Here is a 26,957-nt window from a genome sequence, read left to right on the forward strand (position 1 = left end):
TTGCATTGGCCTTTGGGTTGGCCTTTTGTTGGCCTTTTTTTGGGTCCGGTATCGCTGCCGGGACGCTCGCAAAGGTGGTAGCTTCCACGGCTTGTGATGTGGAGTGTTTGTTCTATGACCACCGATTTTTCCGCCGCCGACCACCACGCCATGGCGCTGGCCATCGATGCCTCGCGCCAGGCGCTGGATGCCGGCGACATGCCGTTTGGCGCCACGCTGACCGATGCGCAAGGCCGGGTGCTGTGGGTGGCGCGCAATAACCAGGTCAGTGCCCAGGATTGCATGGGCCATGCCGAGACCGTGCTGGTGCAGGAAGTGCAGAAAGCCCTGGGCCCGCAGGTGCTGCAGGGCGGCACGGTCTATGCGAGCGGCGAGCCCTGCGCCATGTGCAGCGGTGCGCTGTTCTGGGCCGGCGTGCGCCGCGTGGTCTATGCCGCCACCACCCAGGACATTGCCCAGGCCCTGGGCGGCCCGGTGCTACCCACCACGGCGGCGCAGGTGCTGGGCCCGGCGGCGCCGGCGGTCACGGTGCAGGGCGGCCTGCAGCGCGATGCCGCCGTACAGGTGCTGCAGGCCAAGGCGCAGGCCTGAACTGCGCAGCCCTGCGGTCCGAACGCTGAGCCCTGCGTCCTGACCCTGGCGCGTCTCGCACGCGGGAGGGTGGGGGGAGGGGGGATTCGGCCAGGGCTGCGGGTTGCCGGAGGGCGACGGCCCGGGCTGGCGCCGATCTTGCAACGGATGCCAGGCCCTTGTCACCCTGGCGCCCATCCCCGGAACCCCTCTGGGGCGGTGCGCTCATTGCCACCATGACCCTGCGACTGCACGCCCGCGCACTGCTGTATTTCGATGCCATCCGCAAGGCCGGCTCCATCCGTGAGGCGGCGCGGCGCCTGCATGTGGCCTCGTCGGCGGTCAACCGCCAGCTGCTGGAGCTGGAAGACCAGATCGGCGCGCCGCTGTTCGAGCGTCTGCCTGCCGGCCTGCAGCTGACGGCGGCGGGCGAGGTGGTGGCGCGCCACGTGATTGTGGTGCTGCAGGACGCCCACCGCGTGGACAGCGAGCTGGATGCGCTGCGCGGCATCCGCCGGGGCGAGGTCAGCCTGCAGGCGGTGGAGGGGCTGAATGCGGACTTTCTGCCCCAGGTGCTAGCCCAGATGGCACAGCACTACCCGGGCGTGCGGGTGACCACCCGCTCCAGCGGTTCGGCCAGCATGGCCGCGGCGGTGGCCATGGGCGAGGCCGATGTGGCCGTGGGCTTTGCCCTGCCGCGCCATGCGGAGCTGACCCAGCTGGCCATGGGCCGGTTCGACCTGGGGGCGGTGGTGACGCCGGCGCATCCGCTGGCTGGGCGGGCCGCCGTGAGCCTGTCCGACTGCGCGGCCTACCCCTTGCTGCTGCCGGGGGCCGAGCTGTCTGTGCGCTGGTTGCTGCAGCCCTGGCTGGACAGGCTGGCCGGGCAGCTGCATGTGCCGCTGGAGTCGGCTTCCATCGACCTGATGCGCACCCTGGCGCGTGACGGGGTGGGCGTGGCCTTCCAGACCCGGCTGGGGCTGGAGCGGGAGCTGGCCGCCGGCCAGTTGGTGTTTGTGCCGCTGCGCACCCCGGGGGCGCTGGTCAGCGAGCTGGGGGTGTATGTGCGGGCCGGGCGCGCCCTGGCGCCGGCGCTGGATGCCTTTGTGCGGTTGCTGACCGAGGCTGTGGCGCGGGCGGAGGAGCGCCACTGAGCCTTAGCCCGAGTGGCGAACCTCCTCTGTGAGAGGGGGGAAGCGCTCAGAGCGTTCAGAGCGTGCAGCTGCTTGCGCAAACGCCTCAGCGACAGTGAACCCGCCTTGGAGGGCGGCGTTGCACCGTGCCGGGTTGGTCATAAACATCAAAAAACGGCACCAAATACCGGTTTCTAGTGATGTTCAAGACTTTTTACACCCTGTTTAATTCTGCCTGTTGTCAACGTCAGGCACGCTGGCTTTCTGTACGCGCGCTTTGCTGTCCCCTTGTTTGTCATGTATGCAAGCCGCAGGTGGCTGCTTGCATATGCCCCTCACTTCTTGGAGACGTACTTCATGAAACGTCTTTTCAAACCAGTTTCCAATCGCTATACCGCACCATTTCCAGTCAGCGCATTGACCGTGCTGTTGTTGGTATCCCCGTCGTCATGGGGTCAGTTCGTAGATACGCGCTTTACCGGCACTATCGACAACGATTGGAGTGTTGGCGGAAACTGGCTCAATGGCGCTCCGTCCAGCGGGTCGCGCGCCATTATCGATGCCGGTAACAGCGTGCAACTTGCGGGTGCGGCAAACACCGGCCAGCTCTTTATCGGTGCCGGCAGCGATGGGCGCTTGACGGTGAGCGGTGGCGCGCTGCATGTGGCGAGTGCGCTGGTACTGGCCAATGCTGGCAGCGTCAATGGCAGCCTGGAGGTCAATGGCGGTGGGCTGCTGGACGTCAACACGCTCTATCTCGGCATCTATGGCACGGCCACGCTGAACGTCTCCGCCTCACATTTCGTGCTGGCGAGCCAGTCCTGGATCGGGGGGGGCGATACGAGTGGTGCCAACGGCAGCCTGGCGCTGACCGCAGGATCCGTCATGAACGCCAGCGGTATCCTGACCGTCGGCGACAATGGTTCAACCGGCAGCATTACCGCCAACGGCACCTCGACCCTCAACACCTCCACAGTGGTGCTGGCCAATGGCTCCGGCTCGACGGCCAATGTGACTTTGTCGGGTGGCTCGGACTGGGTCTCGTCGGGCACGTTCACTGTCGGCAGTGGAGGGGCGGCACATCTCACGGTCTCAGAGGGCTCAACGCTGACCGACAATGTCGGTGTGATCGGCAGCGGCGGCAGCACCAACGCTACGGTCAATATCAGCGGCGCGGGCAGCAAGTGGGTCAACAACTCCACGCTGTATGTGGGAGCCACGGGCAACGGCGCGCTGGTCATCGGAGGCGGCGGCAACGTCACCAGTGCCGCTACGTTCATTGGCCGCCAGGGCACGTCCAACAGCACCGTCACGGTCAGCGGTGGCGGTTCGCAGCTGCAGGCCGGCAATCTGACCATCGGCGGCGATGCCGGCAGCGGCAGCGGTGGTGGCCAGGGGCGGCTGAGCGTGACGGGCGGGGCGAACGCCACGGCCAGTTCGGTAGAGCTGGGGGTCACCGTGGGGTCACGTGGTGCGCTGCTCATCGACAACGGCAATATGACGGCTAGCGGCCGGGCCTCCATAGGCAATACCGGCCACGGCAATCTGACCATCACCGGCGGCGGAACATTGACCGATGCCGGCGCGCTGGTCGGCCACAATTCCGGCAGCACGGGCACGGCCAATGTCAGTGGCGTAGGCAGCCAGTGGACCAACAATGGCGTGCTCTACGTCGGCAATGTTGGCAATGGAGCATTGAACGTCAGCGCCGGTGGCAAGGTCACCAGCACGGATGGTTATGTGGCAACCGAGTCTGGTTCTTTCTCGAATGCCGTGATCGATGGCGCTGGTTCGGCCTGGGTCAATTCGGGGGATTTCTTTGTCGGCCACAACAACGGTGCCAACGGCAGCGTGCGCATCACCAATGGCGGCAGCATCAGCGATGTGCAAGGCATCCTGGGTGATCTGGCCGGCGCAAGCGGCAACATGACGGTCACCGGCAGCGGCTCCACCTGGTCGAGCACAAGTGATGTCAACGTGGGGCGGCTGGGCAATGGCAAGCTGACCGTGGCCGACAGCGGGACCGTCACGGGCGGCCGGATCTATATTGCCAATAACGCAGGCAGTTTCGGCACCGTACTGTTGACGGGTGGCGGTAGCACCCTGGCCGCAACCAATGCCCTGCATGTGGGCGCAAGTGGCAATGGCACGCTGACGGTGGCCGATGGCGCCATGGCGAGCGCATCGATGGTCTCCATTGCGACGTCAGCCGGAGCCACCGGCGTCGTGAACATCGGTGCGGCGGCGGGCAGCACAGCAACTGCCGCAGGCATTCTGAATACGTCCAACATCGCCTTCGGCGCCGGTAACGGCACGCTGAACCTGAACCACAATGCAAGCAGTGCCTGGGGACGCTACACGCTGGGTGCCGCGCTGTCGGGTAATGGCACGATCAACCAATTGGCTGGTGACACGCTGTTGACTGGCAATTCCGCCGCTTTCACCGGGGTGACCAACATCAGCGGCGGATCAATGGGTGTCAATGGAACCCTGGGCGGCACGATCAACGTGGGCAACGGCGGAACATTGGGTGGAAGTGGTACGGTCGGGAGTGTCAACGTCAATGCCAACGGATTTCTCAGTCCCGGCAACTCGATTGGCACATTGACGGTCAACGGCGATCTCACCTTCCAGTCCGGGGCAACGTACCGCGTGGAAGCCGATGCGGCCCGGAACAGCGACCAGGTCGTTGTCACCGGTACCGCAACCTTGAACGGTAACGTCGTTGCGCTGGCGGACAGCGGCGGCACGTATCAGGCCAATACGCGGTACACCATCCTGACAGCCCAGGCTCTGAGCGGAAGTTTCAATAGCACTGTTGCGTCTTCATTGGCGTTCCTGAATGCCGCCCTCACACAGGACACGAACAACGTCTATCTGAGCCTGAGTCGCAACGATATCGACTATGCCGATGTGGCGCAGACGCGCAATCAACGCAGTATCGCGACTGCATTGCAGAGTGCTGGCACCGGAGGGGTAAGCACGGGAATGAGCGATGTCCTCACGGCCGTCAACAATCTGTCGGCGGACAAAGCGCGCACGGCTTTCGAAAGCATGGGCGGTGCGGGTCTGGTCGGGCTGCAGCGCACCGGGACGCACTTCACCGGCAATTTCTCCAGTCAATTGAATGGGCGTCTGCAGTTGGTTGGCGTGGGCCGCACGGCACAGTCCATTTACGGCGTGCAACTGGCAGCCAACGACCGTTTGGGCGATTTGATGCCCGCTCTGGTGCAGAACACGGTGTCGGATGGGCCTCCCTCCGGCAAGTTCAGCCTGGGGGGGAGCATTCCTGTCGACGACGGTCAGCGTGGCTTCTGGCTGCGTGGCTATGGCTTCGACCAGGATACGGACGGTGATGGCAATGCCGCCAGCACGCACACCAAGGGAGGAGGTGTCAGTGGCGGCTTCGACAAGCGTATCCAGAACAACCTGCTGGTGGGTGCTGCATTCAGTCACGGTACCTCGGATGTGCGTGCCAGCCATGCGGAAACCGGCAAATCACGCGGCAACGCCGTCGCCGCCTATGTCAGCTATGCCTCGGGGCCGTGGAACTTCAACGGGAATCTGGTGCTGGCGCACAACGCCAATACGATGAAGCGCAACGTGGCCGTGGGAGCATGGAGCGGTACCGCCCGGTCCAACTTCGACAGCAAGACTGCAGCGGTCTACGGAGAAGCCAGCTATGACCTGCCGAAGGCCACCTGGACCCTGCAGCCATTGGCCGGCTTGTCGGTAACGCTCAACCGCAATGATGGCTTTACCGAAACCGGCGCCGGTGCTGTGAATCTTCAGACTGATGCACAGAACACCACCTCCACCAAGACCTTGTTCGGGGCGCGCGCGTTGTTCGAGTTCAATGGCATCCATGTGCAGCCACGCGCTATCTGGGCCCATGAGTTCGGCGATGTGAACAAAGGCCTGACGGCGCAACTGCAGGGGCTGCCTGGTGCAGGCTTTACCACCTACGGTGTGGACCTGCCACGCGATAGCGTGATTGTGGGCGTCACCGTGGCTGGCAAGGCGAGGAATGGGTTGTCGCTGTTTGCGGATGTGCAAGGAGAGTTCAACAGCAAGCAAAAGGGTGTGGCATTGCTGGTGGGGGTGCGCAAGAGCTGGTGAACATGCAAGCAGCGGAGCCGGAAAATGCCGTCAGAACGCTTGTTGCACCTGGTCTGCGCTGCATAGTGCTGCCAGTGCATCGCCCAGCGACTCGGGACGTCCCTCGAAGAGCTTCTGCAAAGCGTGTGGGTCGGCCAGTTGCGCGTATAGCGCGCTGCGCGCTGCGTAGTTGGTCGCCATGCGCACGGCGGCCAGGATGTAGTCGTCCAGTGTGGCGGCAATGGTCCAGCCAGGCAGGCCGACGCGGCGGAACAGACCTTCGTCGATGTGCTCGAATACCTCCGGGCCGGTCTTGCATACGCCCGGTAGGCCGACGGTGAAGGCGTCGATGATGCCGTTGGTGTTGCCAAAGGGCAGGGGCGACAGGAACATGTCGCACTGGTTGAAGATCGACAGGTATTGCTGGTAAGGCTGGTGCGGGTAGACCTGTGCGCCAGGCACATAGCGCTGGATCAGGCGGAGCACTTGCGGATACAGCAACCCTTGTGCCTGCCCGATCAGGAAATGCAGGCGCACCTCCCTGGCCGATCCCCCGGGTGCCTGGGCGGACAATTCCACAATTTTCTGGCAGGCCGTCAAAAAGCGTGGATTGAGCTTCATGGTAGTGGCTGCAATGGCCACATTCACCACGGGGTGGTCCCGCCGCTCCAACTGTGGTACGGCAAAGGGGAGGGCTGTAGGACGGTATGGCTGGCCGTCGGCAGGCAGGCGCAGCAGGGGTTCGCTGAAGCAGGCGGGGTCGCCCACGAAGTCCTCTTCAACGCTGATGTAGTCGATACGTGGCGAATGGGTGGTGGCAGGATGGCCCAAGGCGGCCACCTGCAAGGGCGCTACACGCAGATTGGCGGCAAACATGGTGATGGGGAACATGCCTACACTGGGCATGTAGAACACCCGTGGCTGGCGCGCCTGGGCCGTCTCGCGGAGGGTGCGCAGGCAGCCTATCAGGTCTGCCGGCTGATCGAGAACGATGAACTCATCGAAGACGGCGCGGCCCAGCTCATCGATATTGGCTGCGTAACCCATGGCCACCAGGTGGAAGTGGCGGCGCGCCGCCTCCAGCGTCTTGGAATGGGTGCGGTAGATCGAGTGGCCACCATTGAACCATTCCAGCAGCACCAGCATTACAGGCTTGCCATAGGTTCGACCACTGCCCTCATGCTGCAAATCGGTCAGTCCTTCGGACTGCAGCTTCTTCAATAGCAACTGGTTGATGGCGCCCTTGATGCGGTGCCGCTGCGGCAGGTCTGCGTAGCTGCAATGCATGTAGACATCATGCAGAACTTCCACCGGCAGACCTTCCAGGGAATCGAGCTCCTGCAACCGATCGGGGAGCCAGTTCAGCAATGCTTCACGTTTGGAATGGGCCGCGGGGGTGCCGAGAAAGCGCGGAGACATCAGCGCCAAGAACAGCGCGGCGGCCAGTGGCTTGTTCTGCGCCCACAGTGCTCCGACGTCCAGCGGCAACTCGGATTCGGGCGAATAGAGGAGGCAGAATTTCACCAGGTCCGGCGGTGTGACCTCGAACACATCGGCTTGCGGTCCGCACAGGTTGAGCGAGCGCAGGATGTGGTCGGCATTGATGAAATGACTGGCGCCAAAGAGCGCTGCCAGCCAGCGCTGGAAGTTGATGAGCTGGCCGAAGCCATTGGGGCTGATGTGGAAGCCGGGGTCTGACAGCAAGGCCGATATGGCACTGGTGGCGCGGGTCAGCATGTGCTGCCCAAGTTCTGCCTGGGTGACTGCCGGCGAGATATGGAGCGAAAACTCTCTGGCCAGCTGGCCGTACTGGCGGTCAATCAGGACCAACAGTCGCACCAGCTCGCGTGCGCCCGGCTCCTGCTGGCGGGCATAGCAGAGGTATTCGAATTTTTCCAGGGAGAAACTATCGTCTTGGCTGGCTGTCATCGTGCTTTCTCAGGAGCAAGGAGCAGCGGGCATTATGTTGTCTCTTGTGCATGAGAACCAGCGATGGCGCTTGGCACGGGCAGTGGTAAAGGCCACAAAAGGGGTTGGCAATGTTGGCCTGCAAGCTCGCCTTCGCAGGCAATGCACTGGCCGGCAGACCCCCAGATCTTTGCGCGCGGGAAGCATGGAAAGTACCGTGGTTTTGCTCCCGTGTGAGAGCGGCAGAGGCAGGCAGCAGTGCCCTGTGCTGGTGCGCCGCTGCACCAGGGTGGCGTGGGGCGTGCATCAGGCTTGTGCTGTGCGCTTTTTGAGAGCGGCTTGCTGCAAATTCTGTGCTTTCTGAACCGGGGTGGGCGCTCTACAGTGAATCCCAAGCCGGTGTTTTGATCTCGCTCAGGACCGGATGTTGCGATTGTTTTCCCCCCACACCTCGGAGAGTATTGCCATGAAACGCCGTTCACTGTTGCAAGCCAGCTTGGGCTGTTCCGCACTGGGTGCCCTGGGCCTGGCCCGCGCGGCCAGCCCCACCCGCTTCAAGTTCAACCTGGGCTGGAAGGTGGAAGCCTCCGGTGCCGGTTTTCTGCTGGCCCAGCAGCGCGGCTACTACCGCGATGCCGGTCTGGATGTGGTGATCGACACCGGCAACGGCTCCACTGGCGCGATCAGCCTGGTGGCCAGCGGTGCCTACGATGCGGCGTCGGCCGATCTGGCATCGATGATCGAGTTCATGGTGCGCAACCCCGGTGCGGGCCTGCAGGCGGTGGCCATCCAGTACGACCAGAACCCGAATGCGGTGATCACCCGCAAGGGCGGCCCGGTGCGCAAGGCGTCCGACCTGGCCGGCAAGACCATTCTGGGCCAGCCCTTCAATGCCTCGCGCAAGCTGTTTCCCGCCTTTGCCAAGGCCCAGGGCTTTGACGCCAGCGGCGTGCGCTGGGAGAACCTGGAGCCGGGCGTGGGCGACACGCGCTTTGCCAAGGGGGACTTCGATGCCGCCGCCTATTTCTACTTCACCGGCCTGCTGAACCTGAAGGCGCGCGGTGTGGACCTGGCCACGCTGGATGTCTACCGCTATGCGGACTTCGGCATCCAGTCGTACGGCAACGGCCTGGTGGCCAGCACCCGTTCCATGGCCAATGCCGGGGCGATGAAGGCCTTTGTGGCGGCGTCCACCCGGGGCTGGCTGGATGCCATTGCCGACCCCCGCGCCGGCGCGGCTGCCGTGAAGGCGCGCGAGCCCCTGGTGAACGAGGCCATCGAGCTGGAGCGGCTGCGCCTGATTATCGACGGCAGCATGAAGTCGGCGGGCACGGCGGCCCATGGCTGGGGGGCGGCCACACCCGAGCGCCTGCAGGCCACGCTGAGCGAGACCCTGGAGGCCTTCAATCTGCAGTCTTCGCTGACCACGGCGCAGATCTGGACCGATGCCTTTTTGCCGCCCGCCGCGGCACGCCGTCTGCCGGTGTAAGGGCAGGGGTCTGTCGGCGGGGCAGCATGCACGGCATGCGTCGCATGCGCCCGCCGATGTTGTCTGCTGGTGTTTTCTTTTATACGGGTTTTGTGATGGGTATTCCAATTCTGGATCTGACGGATGCACTGCATCCCGGCGCGCCCCGCAGCGCAGAGGTGGCGGCGCAGCTGCGCCAGGCGGCCATGGGCTCGGGCTTTTTCTATGTGCGCCACCACGGCATTGCCGCCGAGGTGGTGCAGCAGCAGTTTGCGCTGGCGCGCCAGCTGTTCGAGGCGGTGCCCGAGGCGACGCGCGAGCGCCTGTCCATCCACCACTCGCCCACGCAGCGCGGCTACGAACAGCTGGGCGCGCAGACGCTGGACCTGTCGGCCCGCCCGGACGTGAAGGAGAGCTTCTACTGCGGCATGGCCTACCCGGACGACCACCCCTATGTGCAGGCCGGCTACCAGACCTATGGCGGCAACCAGTGGCCGCCGGAGCTGCCGCAGGCGCCCGCGCAGTGCGAGGCCTATATCCAGGCCTTGCTGGCGCTGTCGCGCCGGCTGATGCAGCTGCTGGCGCTGTCGCTGGCACTGCCGGAGGATTACTTCGATGCGACCAGTGCCAGCCCGATGCTGTCGCTGCGCATGCTGCGCTACCCCGCGCACCCGGCCGATGCCGATGCCCAGACCTTTGGCGCCGGGGCGCACACCGACTGGGGCGCGCTGACCATCCTGGCCCAGGACATGCACGGCGGGCTGGAGGTGTGCATGCCCGACGGCAGCTGGGTGCCGGCCACGCCGGTGGCGGACTGCTTTGTGGTGAACCTGGGGGACATGATTCCGCGCTGGACCAACGGGCTCTACCACTCCAATCCGCACCGGGTGCGCAACACCCAGTCCGGCGGGCAGCCGCGCTTTTCCATTCCGTTCTTCTACGAACCGGACTTCATGGCCCGCATCGAAGCGGTGCCCGGCACGGTGCCGGCGGGTGAGGCGCCGCGCTTTGCCCCGTGCACGGCCGGGGAGCATCTGAGCGAGATGTACCGCCGGACCTACCAGCTGAAAACCAATGCGCCTGCGGGCGCGGAGGTGGCGGCATGAAGGTCTTCGTCAACCAGTTCTGCCGCGACACCGAAGGGCAGATGCAGTTCTATGCCACCTTGCTGGGCCTGCCTGAGCTGGCGCAGCGCCGCTCGCCCATCTACCGCGCCCTGGATGCAGGGGAGGCGGAACTGGGCTTCAACAGCGAGGCGGCCTATGCCCTGCTGTCCCTGGACGACCGCATGCCGGCCGAAGCGGCGCCCGCACCGGTCACCGCCTATGCCACCTTCATGCTGGACAGCCCACAGGCGGTGGACGCCGCTGCCGCGCAGGTGCAGGCCCTGGGTGGGGGTGTCATCAAGGCGCCGTATGCCACCTACTACCAGGAATGGCAGGCCGTGCTGCACGACCCGGAGCAGCGTGTGTTCCGGGTGAGCGCCGCCGTGGCGGCCGCACCGGCCGGGGGCTGAGCGCATTGCCCTGCTGCGAGCAGGGTGTCGCGCCCGGGCCTGCGGGCACAGACTGTTTTCTTGCAAAATATTGGCATGCAAACTAATTCGCATGCCATGGTGGATGCCGTCACCGCGCCGGCGTCCGACTCCGCCCCTTCCTGGCTGGATGAGGGTCCCGATGTGCCCGAGCCGCCGCAGGCGCGGGCCCGGCTGGGGCGCCTGATCGGTGGGGTGTATCGCCAGTGGCGCCGCCAGGTGGACCAGAGCGTCAAGGACCTGGGCCTGACCGACGCCACCCGCGCACCGCTGCTGGCGCTGCATGCGGCCGACGGCCCGTTGCGGCAGAAAGAGCTGGCGCAGGCGCTGCTGCTGGAAACCTCGTCCCTGGTCCGCGTGCTGGACCAGTTGCGCGGCATGGGCCTGGTGGACTGGGACAGCGATCCCAACGACCGCCGCACCAAATGCATTGCGCTGACACCGCGCGGGCGCAAGACGGTGGCCCGCATCCTGACCCGCAGCCTGGAGATCGAGCGCAGCATCCTGGTGGATGTGACGCCCGAGGAACTGGTGGTGCTGCGCAGCGCCCTGGAAAAAATCTCCCGCCGTTTTGACACCCTATGACGCCGTGCAGCCACTGCGGTGGCCGGCATGGCATGGAAAGCAGGGCGCAAGCTGCTGCTGAGAAGCTATGAATTCCCGGGACGTTCACCACTCCCCACTGGACACGGCAGCGCCTGAAGCGGCTGACCTGTCTTCCTTGCCTGTTCCATTGCCCGGTGCCGCCAAGGCATGGCCCGGCCAGGAGGGCGCTACAGCACCGTCATCGCCGCCATCGCCACCGGCATCACCGCCCGTGAGCCCGGTGGTGCCGGTCGCTCCGGCTGCAGCTGTGGCCTCTGCAGCAGATGCGGCTCCTGCAGTAGCCCGCCCCGCGGGCGCGCTGCCGGTGCTGACGGCGCCGCTGTGGCTGCTGGTGCTGGTCACGCTCAGCGGCACCATGGCCATGCACATCTTTGTGCCGGCGCTGCCGGTGGCGGGCAGTGCCTTGCACGCACCGGCGGCCAGCATGCAGCAGACCATCACCCTGTATGTGATCGGGCTGGCGCTGGGCCAGCTGGTCTACGGCCCGGTGTCGGACACCTGGGGCCGCCGCCCGGCCTTGCTGGTGGGCCTGGGGCTGTACCTGTCGGCCAGCGTGGTGGCGCTGTGCGCGCCCACGCTGGAGTGGCTGCTGGCCGCGCGGCTGGTGCAGGCCCTGGGGGGCGCAGCGGGGATCACGCTGGGCCGGGCCATTGTGCGCGACATCGCACCGCCCGAGCGGGTGACCAAGGACCTGGCGCTGCTGAATCTGCTGACCCTGGTGGGGCCGGGGCTGGCGCCCATCGTGGGCTCCTACCTGGCCGAGCATTTCGGCTGGCGCGCCATCTACCTGTTCCTGGTGGGCATGGGCGTGGCCATGGTGCTGTGCACCTGGCGCATGCTGCCGGAGACCAACCGTCAGCGCCGGCCGCTGGCCATAGCGGGCATTGCCCGGGACTACCGCACCCTGCTGTGCACGCCGCGCTTTGCCGGCTTCATGCTGGGCGGCGCATGCTCCACCACCGCGCTGTACCCCTATCTGGCGACGGCGCCCTACATCGTGCACGGGCAGCTGGGCTACCCGATTGCCATGGTGGGCTGGTTTGCGGCCGCCACCATCGTGGGCGCCAGCCTGGGCACCCTGGTGACCCGGCGGCTGGCAGGGCGTTACCCGGCCGAGCGCTTTCTGTATGTGGGCGGTGGCATCGGCCTGAGCATGGCGCTGGCCTTGCTGGTGGTGCAACTGGCGGGCTGGCTGAATGGCCCCATCCTGGTGGCCGTGACGCTGGTGATGACGCTGGGTGCCGGCATGTCCAGCCCGGCCGCGCTGTCGCGCGGGCTGTCTGCCGTACCGTGGCTGACGGGTTCGGCCGCCGGCCTGTACGGTTTCGGGCAGATGGCCATGGGCGCGCTGGGCACCAAGCTGGTGGGCTATGGCGACAATCCGGTTGTGGCCTGCGCAGTCACGCAGATCTGCATCATCGGGCTGGCCCTGGCCAGCTACCGCTTTGCCGCTGCGCAGCCGGTGGCCGTGCAAGGCGGGCAGCCGGCGCGCTGAAGGCCGGCAGGGCGTCTCCTGTCGCCCATGCCTCGCCGCGCACGCCCCGCCAAGTTGGCAGGAGTGTGACAAAACACTGCAGGGCGCAAGCCCGGGGTGGGGCAGAAAAGCTCTGCGCAAGGCGCTTTGCAGGCCATGCCCGGCGGCCGGCTGCTTCGGGAAACGGAGCGGCGCAGCGTCCGTGCAAGCCCGTTCACGCCTGTTGCGGCAGGACGGCTGCCCCCAGGCCGGTCTGCAGGGCCCGGGCAGCGATCCCGATGAACGGGGCCTTGCCCCCGACACACAAACGCGAACGATGCTTACTTGCATCCGTCTGTCGGAATGCGGGTGCGTGGTTACACTTTGTCCTGCAGAGAGGGGTGGTGTGCCAGAACCCGCACCGGGTGGTCCGTCAGAGGGCCGCGAGGTGGTCTGCCGGCGTGCTGCCCCCTGGGTCTGCAGCAGGAGGTGCCATGAGCTACTACCCCATGACGGAGTCCGGTCGCTTCGACCCCGTCTTCTTTGCGCTGTTCACTCTGGTCCTGTGGTGGAGCATCCTCGCCGCGACGGGAAGCTGAGCAGCGGAACGGCGGCAGCGCGCAGCGCGGGCCTGAGCGGCCCGGGCGGCGGTCGCGTCAGGCGGCAGCCGCAGGCAGCGCTGTGCGGCGCGCCGGCAGCACCAGGGCCACGGCGGCGGCCAGCAGCAACAGCACGCCGGACAGGCCGAACGCCAGCCAGTGCGTGCCGAAGTGTTCATACCCCCAGCCGCCCAGCCAGGAGCTGACCATGGCGCCCAGCTGGTGGCCCAGGTAGGCCCAGCCATAGAGCACGCCCACTTTCTGCACCCCGTACACATCGGCCAGGATGGCCGAGGACAGCGCAATGCTGCCGGCCCAGACTATGCCGCCGATGACCGAGGTGCCGAACAGCTCCAGCCGGTTGCCCGCCAGCAGCAGCGCAAAAAAGCCCAGGCCCCGCACCAGATAGATCACCGCCAGCAGCTTTTTGCGTTCCACCCGGTCGGCCAGGCGGCCCAGCACCATGGTGCTGGGAATGGCGACCAGTCCGATCAGCCCGATGCCCAGTGAGCTGGTGGTGGCGTCAAAGCCATGGTCCATCAGCATGGGCATGCCGTGCGTGCCCAGCAGGTTCATGCTGAAGCCGCAGGCGAACAGGCCCAGCGTGATTTTCAAAAACGTGGCCGTGCGCATGGCCTGGCCCAGGCTCAGACCGGCCATGGCGTTGGCATGGGCATGGGCGGGCGCGCTGCGGGCGGCGGCCGGCTGCAGCGGCGCGTCGCCGTCGGACGGGGCATCGTCCCGGACGATGTACAGCGCCATGGGCACGGTGATGGCGGTGAACAGGGCGGCAAAGCCCAGCAAGGTGGCCTGCCAGCTGAAGTGCTGCAGCGCCGTGCCCAGGGCGGGCGTCATGAAGGCGATGCCGGCCATGGAGCCGGTGGACAGGAAGAACAGCGCCATACCCCGGCGGCGGTTGAACCAGCGGCTGATGACAGGCGTCAGCGCCACCGGGCTGGTGAAGCCGGCGCCGATGGACATCAGCACGCCGAAGCTCAGCAACAGGCCGCTGGGGCTGCGGGTGTTCACCGTCCACAGCGTGGCCGTGACCAGGATGGCGGTGCCCACCAGCAGGACAAAACGGGTGCCGTGGCGCGCCACCAGCCAGCCGGCCAGCGGCATGGCCAGGCCATAGCACAGCATGCCCACGGCCACGATGGAGGCCAGCAGGCTGCGGCTGAATCCCAGGTCCTGCGCCATGGGCAGGAACAGCGGCCCTATGCCCAGGCGCATGCCCACGGTGAGCAGGGTCAGCACGGTGGCGGCTGCCACGATGTTCCAGCCAAAGTACCAGCGGGGTGGGGGAGCGGAGGTGGTCATGGCGCAGCAGAGGTCGTAGGCCCCGCGCGCAAGGGGCTTGCGCAGTGGGGGCAGGCGGTCATGGTACGCGGCCCGCTGGCGGCGTGCTGTCGCCCAGGCTGCAAGGCGCAGTGGGGGGGGCTGCACGCGGGCGGGTACGGTGCGGTCGGTCAGGTGCGACCGTGCGGCCAGGCACCTACCGTGGCGGGCGGCGGTTCAGCAGGGAGCAGCCGCGCGCCGGGTGTCCCCCGGCAGGGGGAGTCCGGCCTGCTGTGGCGCAGGCCGGTGTTTGCGGCTCAGGGGCGGGGGCAGGAGTTGTCCAGGCCCGCCATGCCGGCCAGCTTCTGCATCTGCGAGCGCTGTTCCAGGCAGTTCAGGTGCTGGGCTTCGGCCGCTTTCTGCTGGGCCAGCTGGGTGGCCTTGGTGCGTTCGGCCTGGAGCTTGGCCACGCGTTCGCGCAGCTGCGGCATCACGGCCAGGGCAGCCTTTTCGCCTTCCACAATGGCGTTGGCGCGCTGGCTGAAATCGGCAGCGCCGATGTCCAGCACCTTGGGGCGGATGACGATGTCGGCGCGCGAGAGCTCGGCCTGGCCCAGCTTCTGGCCCATGATGGCGATGGACTGGTTCAACGCGCCCAGCATGTTGTCGGGGGTCTTGCCGCGGGCCTTGTTGGAGATGTCCACGGCCACCACGATGTCCGCGCCCAGCTGGCGTGCGGCGTCCACCGGCACCGGGCTGACGATGCCGCCGTCCACATAGTGGTACTTGCCGATGCTGACGGGCTGGAACACGCCAGGGATGCTGCTGGATGCACGCACCGCCTGGCCGGTGTTGCCACGGGCAAACACGGTGCGCTCACCGTCTTCCAGGCGCGTGGAGACGGCCACAAAAGGCTTGGCGAGCTGGTCCAGCGGCTTGCGCGCCACCTGTTCGTTGACATAGTCCTCGAGCTTCTGGCCCAGCACCAGGCCGCCGGAGGACAGCTGCAGATCGCGGATCTTGGTTTCGTCCAGGGCGACGGCCTTTTCCTGCAGCTCGAACGCATTCATGCCGCTGGCATACAGGGCGCCCACCACGCTGCCGGCACTGGTGCCGCTGACCACCACGGGGGTGAAGCCATTGGCTTCCAGCATCTTGATGACGCCGATGTGCGCAAAGCCCTTGGCCGCACCGCCGCCCAGGGCAATGCCGATGCGCACCGGCGGCGCTGCCGGTGCGGAGGCCAGCGGCGCAGGGGCCGGTGTGCTGGGTTGGGGCGGGTTGCTGGTGCAGGCGGCCAGACCGAGTGCGCCCACGCAGGCCGCCAGGCGCAAAGATGCATTCAAACGCATACCGGGAAAACGTGCAGTCATGGGCGGCAAAGTATAGACCCCGGTGCCGGGCGGCCGGGCAGCGCGCCCTGCCGACCCCGCCGGGGATCAGGTTGCCGGGGCCCGCAGCCGCTGGGCGTAGTGGCGGGGGTTGAAGCGGGCCGACAGCAGGCCGACCAGGGCGGCCACGCCGGCCTGGTAGAGCCAGCCCGGGGTCCAGCTGCCGCTGGACTGGTGCAGCTGGGCCACGATCCAGGGCGCCAGGGCGGCCAGGATGAAGCCGCCGCCCTGCATCAGCGCGTTCAGCGCGCCGGCCTGGGTGGGAGAGGGCAGGTGGTCCAGCGCCACCACCATGAACAGGGCAAAGCAGCCGCCCAGGCCCACGCCCAGCACCAGGGCGTTCAGGGTGGGGGCCGCGTCGGGCCAGCAGGCCAGGCCGGAGAAGCCCAGCACCTGCAGGGCCAGCATGGCCATGATCCAGAGGCGGCGGTCGGTGCTGCGCGCGGCCAGCGCAGGCACGGCCAGGGCCGCCAGCGCCTGGGCCACCGACAGCAGGGCCAGCAGGCTGCCGCTTTCGGTGCCGGACCAGCCGTGGGTCTGGTAGAACGGGGCCAGCCAGGCCACGGTGCTGGCGTAGCCGCCATTCATCAGGCCGAAGCTCAGCAGCAGCAGCCAGGTGCGCGGCCGGCGCACCAGCCAGCCGGTGTCACTGGCCGGCGTATTGGCGGGCGTATGGGCCTGGGCATGGTCGGCCGCCGTCTGCACCGGTGCCGGCAGGCCGGGCAGGCGCCCCAGCACCCACCAGGCCAGGGGCAGCGTGACCAGAACGGGCAGGGCCCACATGGCCAGGGCGGCCTGCCAGCCCAGGCCCCACTGCATGGCCCAGGGCGAGAGCTGGGCGCTGAGTGCGCCGCCCCCCATCAGGGCGGCCGAATACAGGCCCATCATCACCGCCATGCGGTGGGGGGACTGGCGCTTGATCAGCCCCGGCAGAATGCCCTGGACCAGGGCCACACCGGCCCCGCACAGGCCGGCCGTGGCCACCAGCACCCAGGCGTTGGCGCCGGCCAGCCGCAGCGCGCAGCCCAGGCCGATGGCCAGCAGGGCCCAGGCAATGGCCGGGCGCAGGCCCAGGCGCCGCAGTGCGGCGGGGGCCAGCCAAGTGCCCACGCCCATCAGCACCATGGGCAGCAGGGTCATCCAGGAAAACATGCGCAGCCCCATGCCGGTGGCCGTCTGGATGGCATGGCCCAGCGGGCCGGGGGCGGTCAGAAAGGGGCGCAGGTTCAGCGTGATCAGCACCACCGCCAGCAACCAGAGCCAGGTGGGCAGGCGCGCAGCGGTGGGTGGGGAGGAGTCGGTCATGGAGCAGGCAAGGCCGGGCAGGCGCGGCACCGCAGCGGGGCGGTAACAGCGGTAAAAGCGGCAGGGGCGGAAATGTGGAAAGTGCGTAGAAGCTGTAAGCCCGATGAAGGCTTGGCGGGGCATATTGTCCTGCACCCTGGCACGCCGTGCAGCCTGCCGCCACCATCGCCGGCCGGGCGCCCTGTGCAGGGTGTCTGCACCACCGCCCTATACGCCGCTGCACCCTATCCGTAAAGACTGCCACACGCAGGCCTGTCACCTAGGCTACGGGGTGTATGACGCTTGCGTGACAAGGCTGCTGCCTGTGTGACGGCAGCGCGGGGTTTGCCCTGATCTGCTGCATTTCCCAGCGTGATTTCATGGCGTCTCTTCAACGAGACGGCTATGGAGACGGTGATGAGCAAGGGTGTAGATCTCAAGCGCAGAGCAGTGGTGGGTGGCCTGTGCATGGCGTGGGTGCCGCTGATGGCGCAAACCAAGGGCGCGGTCACGGCGCCGCCGGAGTTGGCAGGCAAGACGATCAAGCTGATCGTGGGCTACCCCCCCGGGGGCGGCACCGACCTGACCGCCCGCACCCTGGCCGTCTACGTGGGGGAATACACCGGCCTGACGGTGATCGTGGAAAACCGCCCCGGCGCCGGCGGCAACATTGCCACCGACAACGTGGTCCGCGGCCAGGCCGATCCCAGCAACTGGCTGTTCGTGACGCAAAGCCAGGTCATCACCAATCCGCTGCTGATGAAGATGAGCTTCGAGCCCATGCAGGAGCTGGCGCTGCTGGCGCGGGCCAGTGCCAGCCCGCTGGTGCTGATCGTGAAGGCGGATTCGCCCTTCAAGTCCTTCGACGACATCATGGCGGCGCACAAGAAGAATCCCGGCTCGCTGAACTACGGCTCGGCCGGCATCGGCACGCCCCAGCACATCGGTGTCGAATGGCTCAAGAGCCTGTCCGGCCTGCAGGCCGTGCACACCCCTTACAAGGGCAGCGGCCCCTGCATCATGGGCCTGATGTCGGGCGAGATCGACTTTGTGCTGGAGTCGGGCGCCGCCGCATCGCCCCATGTGCGCGGCGGCAAGGTGCGCGCCATCGGCATTGCCGGCAGCGCCAAGCCGGATGACTTCAAGGACGTGCGCCAGATCGAAGCCAGCGTGCCCGGTTTCAACATGGACGCCTGGAGCGGTGTGGCCGTCTCCAAGAAGGTTCCCGCCACCACCCGGCAGTACGCCGAACAGGTGCTGCAGGCCTGCCTGAACAACCCCGATTTCATTGCCAAGCTCAAGGCCCAGGGTGGTAACCCCGGCTGGCTGAGCGCTGCGCAATTCACCCAGTCCGTGACCGAGGAAGCCAGGGTCACCAAGGACATCGTGGTCAAGAACAACATCCGCCTGTGACGTGGGCGGCATCCCTCGGTATCTCTTGTCAGTGTAGTCAGCGAAGTTAGGAAGACATTTTGAAAAAGGTATTGATCGCCAACCGGGGCGAAATTGCGGTGCGGGTGATCCGTGCAGTCGCGGATCTGGGCCTGCATTCGGTGGCCGTGTATGCACAGGACGACGCCAACAGCAGCCATGTGCACCTGGCCGATGAAGCCGTGGCGCTGCAGGCCAGCGGGCCGGCGGCCTATCTGGATGTGCAGGCCATCATCGGCGCGGCGCAGGCCACCGGGGCCGATGCCATCCACCCAGGCTACGGCTTTCTGAGCGAGCGGGCCGACTTTGCCCAGGCCTGCGCCGATGCCGGCGTGACCTTTGTCGGCCCCGCGCCGCAGCAGCTGGCGCAGTTTGGCGACAAGGCCCAGGCCATTGCCCTGGCGGTGGCCTGCGGCGTGCCCATCATGCCGTCCACGCGCGGCGATGCCACGCTGGAGGAGATCACCACGTTCTTCGACGCCCAGGGCGGCAACGGCATTGTCATCAAGGCCGTGGGCGGCGGCGGCGGCCGCGGCATGCGGGTGGTGACCGAGCGCGCCGAGCTGGCCGAGGCGTATACGCGCTGCAAGGCCGAGGCCCGTTCCGCCTTCGGCATGGAGGCGGTCTATGGCGAGCGCCTGGTGGTGCGCGCCCGCCATATCGAGGTGCAGATCGTGGGCGACGGCCAGCAGGCGATTGCCCTGGGCGAGCGCGACTGCACGCTGCAGCGCCGCTTTCAGAAGCTGGTGGAAATTGCCCCCAGCCCGGTGCTGCTGCCCGCGCTGCGCGAACAGGTCACCCAGGCGGCACTGACCATGGCCCGGCGCGTGGGCTACCGCAGCCTGGGCACGTTTGAGTTTCTGGTGGAAGAGGACACCCAGGGCCACCAGGTGGCGGCGGTGTTCATCGAGGCCAACCCCCGCCTGCAGGTGGAGCACACGGTGACCGAGCAGGTGACCGGGGTGGACCTGGTGGCGACCCAGCTGGGCATTGCCCAGGGCCGCAGCCTGCAGGAGTTGGGGCTGGACCCGCAGCGTCCGCCTGTGGTGCAGGGCTTTGCCATCCAGGCCCGCATCAACGGCGAGAGCACCGACGCCAAAGGTATGTCCCACCCCTCCCAGGGCTGCCTGCAGCAGTTCGACGCCCCCAGCGGCCTGGGCGTGCGCGTGGACACCCACGGCTACGGCGGCTACACGCCTTCGCCGCATTACGACACCTTGCTGGCCAAGCTGATCGTTACCAGCCACAGCGCCAGTTTTGCCGATGCCGCCCGCCGCCTGGAGCGGGCGCTGGCCGAATTCCACATCGACGGCGTGCAGACCAATCTGCCGCTGCTGCGGGCCGTGGTGGGCAGCGAGGACTTTGCACGCCAGAACATCCACACCCGCTACTGGGCCGAACACCTGGACAGCCTGCTGGCCCGCATGCAGGCCATCGAGGCCGAAGACCGTGCCAAGACCCGTCCGCGCCCGACTGCGGTCAGCACGTCCGCCCCGGCCGCAGCCGTGGAAGACGAGGCGCTGGAGAATGACAGCTGGTCGGCCGTGCGCGCCATCACCCATGGCGTGCTGATCGAGCTGCTGGTGGAGGCTGGCAGCACGGTGCAGGCGGGCCAGACCGTGGCGGTGATCGAGTCCATGAAGATGCAGCACGTGGTGGCTGCCGAGCAGGCCGGCCAGGTGCTGGAGGTGCGCGGCACCGTGGGCGAGATTGTGCCTCAGGGCCGCATTCTGGCCGTGCTGCAGCCCCAGGGGGGCGTGGCCGAGGACGCCGCCGCCCAGGTGCAGGCCCAGGATCCGCTGGCCGTGCGCCCGGACCTGCAGCGCCTGATCGACCGCCAGGCTTTTCTGTGGGACGCCAAGCGCCCCGAGGCCGTGGCCCGGCGCCGCTCGCGCGGCCAGCGCACGGCCCGCGAGAACGTGGCCGATCTGCTGGACGATGACGGCAGCTTTGTGGAGTACGGCGCGCTGGCGATTGCCGCCCAGACCAAGCGCCGCAGCGTGGAAGACCTGGTGGCCAACACCCCGGCCGACGGCCTGATCACCGGCGTGGGCAATGTCAACGGCGCGCTGATCGATGCCGAGCGGGCGCGGGCCGCCGTGATGGCCTATGACGCCACGGTGCTGGCCGGCACCCAGGGCAAGCGCAACCACGTCAAGACCGACCGCATCGTGGAAGTGGCGCTGCGCGACAAGCTGCCGTTCGTGCTGTTCGGCGAAGGCGGCGGTGGCCGCCCCGGCGATGTGGACTATCCCTCGATCTCGGGCTTCCAGACTTCGTCCTTTGCCGCGTTCGCGCAGCTCAGCGGCGAGGTGCCCGTGGTGGGCATTGTCTCGGGCCGCTGCTTTGCGGGCAATGCCGCCTTCGTGGGCTGCTGCGACGTGATCATTGCCGATAAGTCGTCCAACATCGGCCTGGCGGGTCCGGCCATGATCGAAGGCGGCGGTCTGGGCATCTTCAAGCCCGAGGAGGTGGGGCCGGCGCCGGTGCAGTACGCCAACGGCGTGATCGACGTGCTGGTCGACAACGAGGCCGAAGGCGTGGCCGTGGCCAAGCAGTACCTGTCCTTCTTCCAGGGCCGGGCGCGCGAATGGACGGCACCCAATCCGCTGGCGCTGCGCAGCGTGGTGCCGGAAAACCGCCTGCGTGCCTACGACACGCGCGCCGCCATCCACGGCGTGGCGGACGTGGGCAGCGTGCTGATTCTGCGCGAAGGCTTTGGCGTGGGCATCCACACGGCGCTGGCGCGCATCGAAGGCAAGCCGGTGGGCATCATGGCCAACAACCCGCGCCACCTGGGGGGCGCGATCGACGCCGATGCCGGCGACAAGGCCGCGCGCTTCATGCAGCTGTGCGATGCCCATGGCCTGCCCATCATCTCGCTGATCGACTCACCCGGCTTCATGGTCGGCCCGGACATCGAAGCCAAGGCCCAGGTGCGCCATGTCTCGCGCATGTTCGTGGCGGCGGCCAAGCTGCGCATGCCCATCCTGGCGGTCACCCTGCGCAAATGCTACGGCCTGGGCGCCATGGCCATGGCCGGCGGCGGCTGGCATGCCAGCCACTTCACCGTGGCCTGGCCCACCGGGGAATACGGCCCCATGGGCCTGGAAGGCGCCATCCAGCTGGGCTTCAAGAAAGAGCTGCAGGCGGTGCCCGACGGTCCCGAGCGCAAGGCGCTGTACGACCAGCTGGTGGCCCAGATGTACGCCCGCGGCCACGCCATGAACGTGGCGGCCAATGTGGAGATCGACGCGGTCATCGACCCGGCCGAGACGCGCAAGTGGCTGGTGTCCGGCATCCACGCCGCGGCCATGCACGCAGCCAAGCCCCGCGGCCGCTTTGTGGACACCTGGTAAGGCAAGCCCCCGGGCGGGCAACCGTCCACCCGGGGATGAAAGGTGCAGCCACCTTTCCCAAGGAGACAAGAACGTGATGCAAGAACCCGACATGGCGCAGCTGGCCCTCAAAGGGCTGCGCGTGCTCGAAGTGGGCGGCGGCGCGGCCGTGGCCTATGCCGGCAAGCTGTTTGCCGATTTCGGTGCCGAGGTGATCAAGGTGGAGCCGCCCCAGGGCGATGCCTGGCGCCAGATGCCGCCGCTGGTGGCGCCGCAGGACGGCATGGCGCCCGAAAGCGCGCTGTTTGCCTGGCTGAATACGAACAAGCGCAGCGTGGCGGCCGATGCGACGCAGCCGGCCGACCGGGCCTGGCTGGGCACGCTGGCGCGCAGCTGCGATCTGGTGCTGGACGCCCGCGCGCTGGCGCAGGGCCTGGCTGCGCTGCAGCAGCCGCTGTGGACCTGGGGGCAGGCCGCCGGTGCGGCCACACCGACGCCCATGGGGGTGGATTTCACCTGGTTTGGCGACAGCGGCCCGTACAAGGACTTTGTGGCCACCGACGCCACCTGCCGCGCGCTGGCCGGTGCGGTGCACGGCAGCGGCCCGGTGGAGGGCGCGCCCCACATGCCCCACGATGTGCACACCGGCATCGTGGCGGGGCTGGGCGCGTTCACGGTGGCCGTGGCCGCCTGGATGGGCCGGTCCCAGGGCAGCCGCCGCTATGTGCTGAGCGTGCAGGAAGCCGCCTTCAGCGTGGTGGAGATGGAAGCCGGCCTGGTGCAGGACAAGGCCCATGCGCCGCGCCTGGGGGTGAACCGTTTCTGCACCACGCACCCGGCCAGCATTTTGCAGACCAGTGATGGCTGGATCGGCATCTTCACCAACACGCTGGCGCAGTGGGCCGGCCTGTGCGATGCCATCGGCCGGCCGGAGCTGGGCAGCGACCCGCGCTTTTTCAGCGGGCCGGACCGCATGGCGCATGCCGACCTGATCGACGCATTGCTCAAAGACGTGTTCCCGTCGCGCAGCACGCAGGAATGGTTTGCGCTGCTGACGGCGAACAAGCACCCGGCGGTGATCGTGCCCACCATGGCGCAGCTGCTGGAGCAGGCGGTGCACCGCGAGCGCAAGGCCTTTGTGCCGGTGCAGCTGGGGGCGGCGCAGTTCGAGGGGCCGGTGCTGCCGCAGCGCCTGGATGCGGCCGGGCCGCTGCTGGGCGGCCGGGCGCCGCTGCTGGGGGCGGACAGTGCCCACTACCGCGCGGCGGGCCTGCAGCGTGCCGTGCCGGAGCGGGCAGCGGCGGCGGCAGGCCAGCTGCCGCTGGCCGGGCTGCGCGTGGTGGACCTGACCATGGGCTGGGCCGGGCCGTTTGCCTCGCGCATGCTGGCCGACCTGGGGGCTGAAGTCATCAAGGTGGAAAGCGCCAGCTACCCGGACTGGTGGCGCGGCACCAATTACACCGAAGAGTTCTACCGCGACCGGCTGTATGAGAAGAAGTCGAATTTCAACCTGATGAACCGGGGCAAGTTCGGCATCACCCTGGACCTGACCCAGGCCGAAGGCAAGCGCCTGCTCAAGGAGCTGGTGCATGGCGCCGATGCGGTGGTGGAGAACTATTCGGCCGAGGTGCTGCCCAAGCTGGGGCTGGACTATGCGGCGCTGCGCCAGGTGAACCCGCGCGTGGTGATGCTGTCCATGCCGGCCTTCGGCCTGGACAACGCCTGGAGCAATACCCGCGCCTACGGCGGCACGCTGGAGCAGGCCAGCGGCCTGCCGCTGTACACCGGCCATGCCGACGGCCCGCCGGCCATGACGTCCTATGCCTACGGCGACCCCATGGGCGGCTTCAACGCTTCGGCGGCGCTGCTGCTGGGCCTGCTGGTGCAGCAGGCGACCGGCCAGGGGCGGCACATCAATATGTCGCAGGTGGAAGGCATGTTGCCGCTGACCTCGCCGTTCCTGATCGAGCAGTCGCTGACCGGCAGCGTGCCGGAGCGCCAGGGCAACCGCCACGCGGTGCACGCGCCGCATGGCTGCTACCGCTGCGCCGGGGACGATGCCTGGCTGGTGCTCAGCGTGGCGGACGACGCGCAGTGGCAGGCCCTGTGCCGGCTGCTGGGGCGGGCCGACTGGGCCGCCGATGCGGCCCTGGCCCATGCCGCAGGCCGGCGCGCCCGCCAGGCGGAGCTGGATGCGGGCATCACGCAGTGGACCCTGGGCCGCAGCGACGACGACGCCATGCAGGCGCTGCAGCAGGCCGCCGTGCCCGCCGGCGCGGTGCGCACCCTGGGCCAGCTGCTGCAGGACCCGCACCTGCAGCAGCGGGCGTTCTGGCGCACGGTGGAGCGGCCCTATGTGGGCAGCTACATCTCCAGCACCACCATCTTCCGCCAGGACGGACGGCCCATGCCCATGCCGCGCGTGGCGCCCACGCTGGGCGAGCACACGCACGCCGTGCTGCAGCGGCTGCTGCAGCTGACACCGGAGCAGCTGCAGGCCCTGGAGGCCAGCGGCGTGATCGGCACCGAAGCCCGGGCCAAGGCACCGGGCAAAGCCGCTGCAAACACTGCCCCGAGCGGGCAGGCCCGCCCGGCCAAGCCCGCAGTTTGCGGTTGAAACGGGGCGCTGCACCCCGCCGGCCGCACAGGCCGGGGCGGTGCAGCGCATCGGGGAGCCAGGGCGGACCAAGGCCCCGGCCCCAGGGCTGCCTGGACACGACAGACGTACCAGGAGCATCACTTGCACCGGTGGCATCGGTCGTGCCCTGGCGGCAAGCACATACCTATATAGAAGGAGACAACGCCATGCCAACCATTTCCACCCGCCGCCGCAGCCTGCAGCTGGGCGCCGCCGCCGTCCTGGCCCTGGGACTGCCGCTGACCGCCGCGCAGGCCCAGAGCGACTGGCCCACCAAGCCCATCCGCATGGTGGTGGGCTTTCCCGCCGGCTCCATCACCGACACGGTGGCCCGCATCATGTCCGACCACCTGAGCAAGACCCTGGGCCAGCCCGTGGTGGTGGAAAACAAGCCCGGCGCCAACGGCTCGCTGGGGGTGGGGGAGGTGGCGCGCGCCACGGCGGACGGCTACACGCTGCTGTTCACCAATTCCAGCAGCATCACCATCAACCCCCAGCTCTACAAGAAGAGCCCGTACAAGGCCAAGGATTTCACGCCCATCACGGTGGCGGTGGATGCGCCCTTCATCCTGATCGCCAACCCGGCCTGGACGCAGAAGAACAATATCCAGAACCCCAAGGACATGATCGGCTATGCCCAGCGCAACCCGGACCGCATCAGCTACGGCTCGGCCGGCCCGGGCAATATCGCCCACCTGAGCTTCACCTCCTGGGGCAACCGCACCAGCACGCGCATGACCCATGTGCCGTACAAGGGATCGGCCCAGGCGCAGATGGCGGTGATGAGCGGCGAGCTGGACACCATGTTCGAGACCTGGGCGGCGCTGCCGCAGATCCAGGCAGGCAAGCTCAAGGCCCTGGCGGTGACGGCGCCGCAGCGCATGAAGCAGCTGCCCAATGTGCCCACCATGGCCGAGGCCGGCTATGACAATTTCAACGTGATCTTCTGGCTGGGCCTGCTGGGTCCGGCCAATCTGCCCCAGCCCATCGTGCAGAAGCTGTACGACGCCTCCAAGAGCCTGGCCCAGGATGCGCGTGCCACGGCCGCCCTGGCGTCGCTGGGCGAGGTGGTGATGCTGGAGCCTGGCAAGTTCAGCCAGCGCATCAACAAGGAAGTGCAGGAATGGGGTGGCGCCATCCAGCGGGAAGGCCTGTCACTGGACTGAACTCCGCTCGCAGGGGTACCGGGGAAAGTTTGGGTCCGCCATTGGCGGACCTTTTTTTATGCTGGGGTGGAAGGAAGTACAGGCAGCATGGCTCCGCGCCACGCTGCCCGGTGCCACGCCGGATGCTCAGGCGCCGCTGCCGTCCTTGTCCTGGTAGGCCTCCAGGGGCTTGTCGTTGGGCTGCTGGAACAGGCCCTTGAGCATGGGGCTCAGCGGCAGGTTCAGCGACGCGTTCTTGGGCGGGATGGGCTGCATAAACCATTTGTCATAGAGCTTGGCCATTTCGCCGCTTTGCATCAGCTCGCCGATGGCGCCGTCTACGGCCTTCTTGAACGGGGCGTCGCCGTGGCGGAACAGCAGCGCAATGGGCTCGGCCCCCAGCACCTCGCCGACGATCTTGTAGCCCGTGGGGTTCTTGGAGTTGGCGATCACGCCGGCCAGCAGGTTGGCGTCCAGCACAAAAGCCTGGGCGCGGCCGGACTCCAGCATCAGAAAGCTCTCGAAATGGTCCTTGCCCAGCTGCACGTCGAACTTGGTGCTGTGGTCGCGGCTGTATTTGCGCAGCAGCTGCACGGCCGTGGTGCCGGCGGAAGCGGCCAGGGTCTGGTTGTCCAGTTCCTTGAAGGACTTGATGGGCGAGTCGGCGCGCACGGCGGCGCGCACCTCGCTGACATAGGTGGTGACGGCAAACGCCACCTGCTTTTGCCGCGCCAGGTTGTTGGTGGTGGGGCCGCAGCCGATGTCCACCGTGCCGTTCTGCACCAGGGGCAGGGTGTTCTGCGCGGTCAGCGCCATGTATTCGCGCTGGGCCTTGGGGGCGATCTTGTCCAGCACCTTCTCGCACAGCTCCACGTGGTAGCCCACGTACTTTTGCATGGAACCCAGGGCATAGGCCATGGGGGCCGAGCTTTCGCGCACGCCCAGCACCACTTTGCCGGAGCTCTTGATCTTGTCGAAGGTGGGGGAGGTTTCGGCCTCCTGGGCAAAAGCGTTGCCGCCCAGGGCCAGCAGGCAGGCGGTGGCCATGGCAGAAAACATGTGACGCATGAAACAGTGCTCCTC

Annotated in this window: 17 protein-coding genes; 12 read left to right on the plus strand and 5 right to left on the minus strand. The window is 67.5% G+C overall.

Annotated elements, in window-relative coordinates; translation table 11 throughout:
* The first annotated feature begins 114 nt into the window (after positions 1–114).
* The 3 genes from KW830_RS02960 to KW830_RS02970 all read left to right on the plus strand — a co-directional run bounded on the left by KW830_RS02960 (position 115) and on the right by KW830_RS02970 (position 5,822).
* Positions 115–591: a nucleoside deaminase gene (locus KW830_RS02960; RefSeq protein WP_218332051.1), complete on the plus strand. Its 477-nt coding sequence runs from the start codon at positions 115–117 to the stop codon at positions 589–591.
* A gap of 215 nt (positions 592–806) precedes the next feature.
* Positions 807–1,724 carry a LysR family transcriptional regulator gene (locus KW830_RS02965; protein WP_255578048.1) on the plus strand — a complete coding sequence of 306 codons (918 nt, stop codon included), beginning with the start codon at positions 807–809 and terminating at the stop codon, positions 1,722–1,724.
* Positions 1,725–2,060: 336 nt separating this feature from the next.
* Positions 2,061–5,822: an autotransporter domain-containing protein gene (locus tag KW830_RS02970; RefSeq protein WP_218332053.1), complete on the plus strand. Its 3,762-nt coding sequence runs from the start codon at positions 2,061–2,063 to the stop codon at positions 5,820–5,822.
* Between the two features lie 30 nt (positions 5,823–5,852).
* Here KW830_RS02970 and KW830_RS02975 read toward each other — a convergent pair whose 3' ends face one another.
* Positions 5,853–7,730, minus strand: a complete 1,878-nt coding sequence (locus tag KW830_RS02975; RefSeq protein WP_218332055.1) for a peptide transporter — start codon at positions 7,728–7,730, stop codon at positions 5,853–5,855.
* Positions 7,731–8,175: 445 nt separating this feature from the next.
* Between KW830_RS02975 and KW830_RS02980 the strand changes: the two genes are divergently transcribed.
* From KW830_RS02980 to KW830_RS03000, 5 genes are all read left to right on the plus strand, one after another.
* Positions 8,176–9,198, plus strand: coding sequence for an ABC transporter substrate-binding protein (locus tag KW830_RS02980; protein WP_218332057.1), 1,023 nt, complete (start codon positions 8,176–8,178; stop codon positions 9,196–9,198).
* 95 nt (positions 9,199–9,293) lie between these two features.
* On the plus strand, positions 9,294–10,283 hold the full coding sequence (locus tag KW830_RS02985) for an isopenicillin N synthase family oxygenase (protein ID WP_218332059.1): 990 nt from the start codon (positions 9,294–9,296) through the stop codon (positions 10,281–10,283).
* Positions 10,280–10,693, plus strand: coding sequence for a VOC family protein (locus KW830_RS02990; protein ID WP_218332060.1), 414 nt, complete (start codon positions 10,280–10,282; stop codon positions 10,691–10,693). The genes KW830_RS02985 and KW830_RS02990 overlap by 4 nt, the downstream gene beginning before the upstream one ends.
* 75 nt (positions 10,694–10,768) lie before the next feature.
* On the plus strand, positions 10,769–11,296 hold the full coding sequence (locus KW830_RS02995) for a MarR family winged helix-turn-helix transcriptional regulator (protein WP_255578049.1): 528 nt from the start codon (positions 10,769–10,771) through the stop codon (positions 11,294–11,296).
* Between the two features lie 268 nt (positions 11,297–11,564).
* On the plus strand, positions 11,565–12,812 hold the full coding sequence (locus KW830_RS03000; RefSeq protein ID WP_370626078.1) for a multidrug effflux MFS transporter: 1,248 nt from the start codon (positions 11,565–11,567) through the stop codon (positions 12,810–12,812).
* Positions 12,813–13,426: 614 nt separating this feature from the next.
* On the opposite strand, the gene KW830_RS03005 is transcribed toward KW830_RS03000, so the two are convergent.
* The 3 genes from KW830_RS03005 to KW830_RS03015 form a co-directional block, all read right to left on the minus strand.
* Complete coding sequence (locus KW830_RS03005; RefSeq protein ID WP_218332061.1) at positions 13,427–14,689, minus strand: MFS transporter; 1,263 nt, start codon at positions 14,687–14,689, stop codon at positions 13,427–13,429.
* A gap of 275 nt (positions 14,690–14,964) precedes the next feature.
* Positions 14,965–15,999, minus strand: coding sequence for a patatin-like phospholipase family protein (locus tag KW830_RS03010; protein ID WP_218332604.1), 1,035 nt, complete (start codon positions 15,997–15,999; stop codon positions 14,965–14,967).
* 87 nt (positions 16,000–16,086) lie between these two features.
* On the minus strand, positions 16,087–17,343 hold the full coding sequence (locus KW830_RS03015) for a cyanate transporter (RefSeq protein ID WP_218332062.1): 1,257 nt from the start codon (positions 17,341–17,343) through the stop codon (positions 16,087–16,089).
* A 396-nt stretch (positions 17,344–17,739) separates the two neighbouring features.
* On the opposite strand from KW830_RS03015, the gene KW830_RS03020 reads away from it, so the two are divergent.
* From KW830_RS03020 to KW830_RS03035, 4 genes are all read left to right on the plus strand, one after another.
* On the plus strand, positions 17,740–18,735 hold the full coding sequence (locus KW830_RS03020) for a tripartite tricarboxylate transporter substrate binding protein (protein ID WP_218332063.1): 996 nt from the start codon (positions 17,740–17,742) through the stop codon (positions 18,733–18,735).
* Positions 18,736–18,794: 59 nt separating this feature from the next.
* Entirely contained in the window at positions 18,795–22,112 is a 3,318-nt protein-coding gene (locus KW830_RS03025) for a carboxyl transferase domain-containing protein (protein ID WP_218332064.1), read from the plus strand.
* A 76-nt stretch (positions 22,113–22,188) separates the two neighbouring features.
* Complete coding sequence (locus KW830_RS03030) at positions 22,189–24,708, plus strand: CoA transferase (RefSeq protein ID WP_218332605.1); 2,520 nt, start codon at positions 22,189–22,191, stop codon at positions 24,706–24,708.
* A gap of 188 nt (positions 24,709–24,896) precedes the next feature.
* Complete coding sequence (locus tag KW830_RS03035; RefSeq protein WP_066532665.1) at positions 24,897–25,895, plus strand: tripartite tricarboxylate transporter substrate binding protein; 999 nt, start codon at positions 24,897–24,899, stop codon at positions 25,893–25,895.
* Between the two features lie 126 nt (positions 25,896–26,021).
* On the opposite strand, the gene KW830_RS03040 is transcribed toward KW830_RS03035, so the two are convergent.
* Positions 26,022–26,942 (minus strand): transporter substrate-binding domain-containing protein, encoded by a 921-nt coding sequence (locus KW830_RS03040; protein ID WP_218332065.1) that lies wholly within the window; start codon positions 26,940–26,942, stop codon positions 26,022–26,024.
* Positions 26,943–26,957 lie beyond the last annotated feature (15 nt).

Source organism: Comamonas sp. CMM03 (assembly GCF_019218715.1).
In the GTDB taxonomy this organism is placed as follows: domain Bacteria; phylum Pseudomonadota; class Gammaproteobacteria; order Burkholderiales; family Burkholderiaceae_C; genus Comamonas; species Comamonas terrigena.

Excerpts from the sequence above, each read along its gene's own strand:
- KW830_RS02960 (WP_218332051.1), top strand. The coding sequence starts at position 115 with ATGACCACCGATTTTTCCGCCGCCGACCACCACGCCATGGCGCTGGCC.
- KW830_RS02965 (WP_255578048.1), top strand. The coding sequence starts at position 807 with ATGACCCTGCGACTGCACGCCCGCGCACTGCTGTATTTCGATGCCATC.
- KW830_RS02970 (WP_218332053.1), top strand. The coding sequence starts at position 2,061 with ATGAAACGTCTTTTCAAACCAGTTTCCAATCGCTATACCGCACCATTT.
- KW830_RS02975 (WP_218332055.1), bottom strand. The coding sequence starts at position 7,730 with ATGACAGCCAGCCAAGACGATAGTTTCTCCCTGGAAAAATTCGAATAC.
- KW830_RS02980 (WP_218332057.1), top strand. The coding sequence starts at position 8,176 with ATGAAACGCCGTTCACTGTTGCAAGCCAGCTTGGGCTGTTCCGCACTG.
- KW830_RS02985 (WP_218332059.1), top strand. The coding sequence starts at position 9,294 with ATGGGTATTCCAATTCTGGATCTGACGGATGCACTGCATCCCGGCGCG.
- KW830_RS02990 (WP_218332060.1), top strand. The coding sequence starts at position 10,280 with ATGAAGGTCTTCGTCAACCAGTTCTGCCGCGACACCGAAGGGCAGATG.
- KW830_RS02995 (WP_255578049.1), top strand. The coding sequence starts at position 10,769 with ATGCAAACTAATTCGCATGCCATGGTGGATGCCGTCACCGCGCCGGCG.
- KW830_RS03005 (WP_218332061.1), bottom strand. The coding sequence starts at position 14,689 with ATGACCACCTCCGCTCCCCCACCCCGCTGGTACTTTGGCTGGAACATC.
- KW830_RS03010 (WP_218332604.1), bottom strand. The coding sequence starts at position 15,999 with ATGCGTTTGAATGCATCTTTGCGCCTGGCGGCCTGCGTGGGCGCACTC.
- KW830_RS03015 (WP_218332062.1), bottom strand. The coding sequence starts at position 17,343 with ATGACCGACTCCTCCCCACCCACCGCTGCGCGCCTGCCCACCTGGCTC.
- KW830_RS03020 (WP_218332063.1), top strand. The coding sequence starts at position 17,740 with ATGAGCAAGGGTGTAGATCTCAAGCGCAGAGCAGTGGTGGGTGGCCTG.
- KW830_RS03030 (WP_218332605.1), top strand. The coding sequence starts at position 22,189 with ATGCAAGAACCCGACATGGCGCAGCTGGCCCTCAAAGGGCTGCGCGTG.
- KW830_RS03035 (WP_066532665.1), top strand. The coding sequence starts at position 24,897 with ATGCCAACCATTTCCACCCGCCGCCGCAGCCTGCAGCTGGGCGCCGCC.
- KW830_RS03040 (WP_218332065.1), bottom strand. The coding sequence starts at position 26,942 with ATGCGTCACATGTTTTCTGCCATGGCCACCGCCTGCCTGCTGGCCCTG.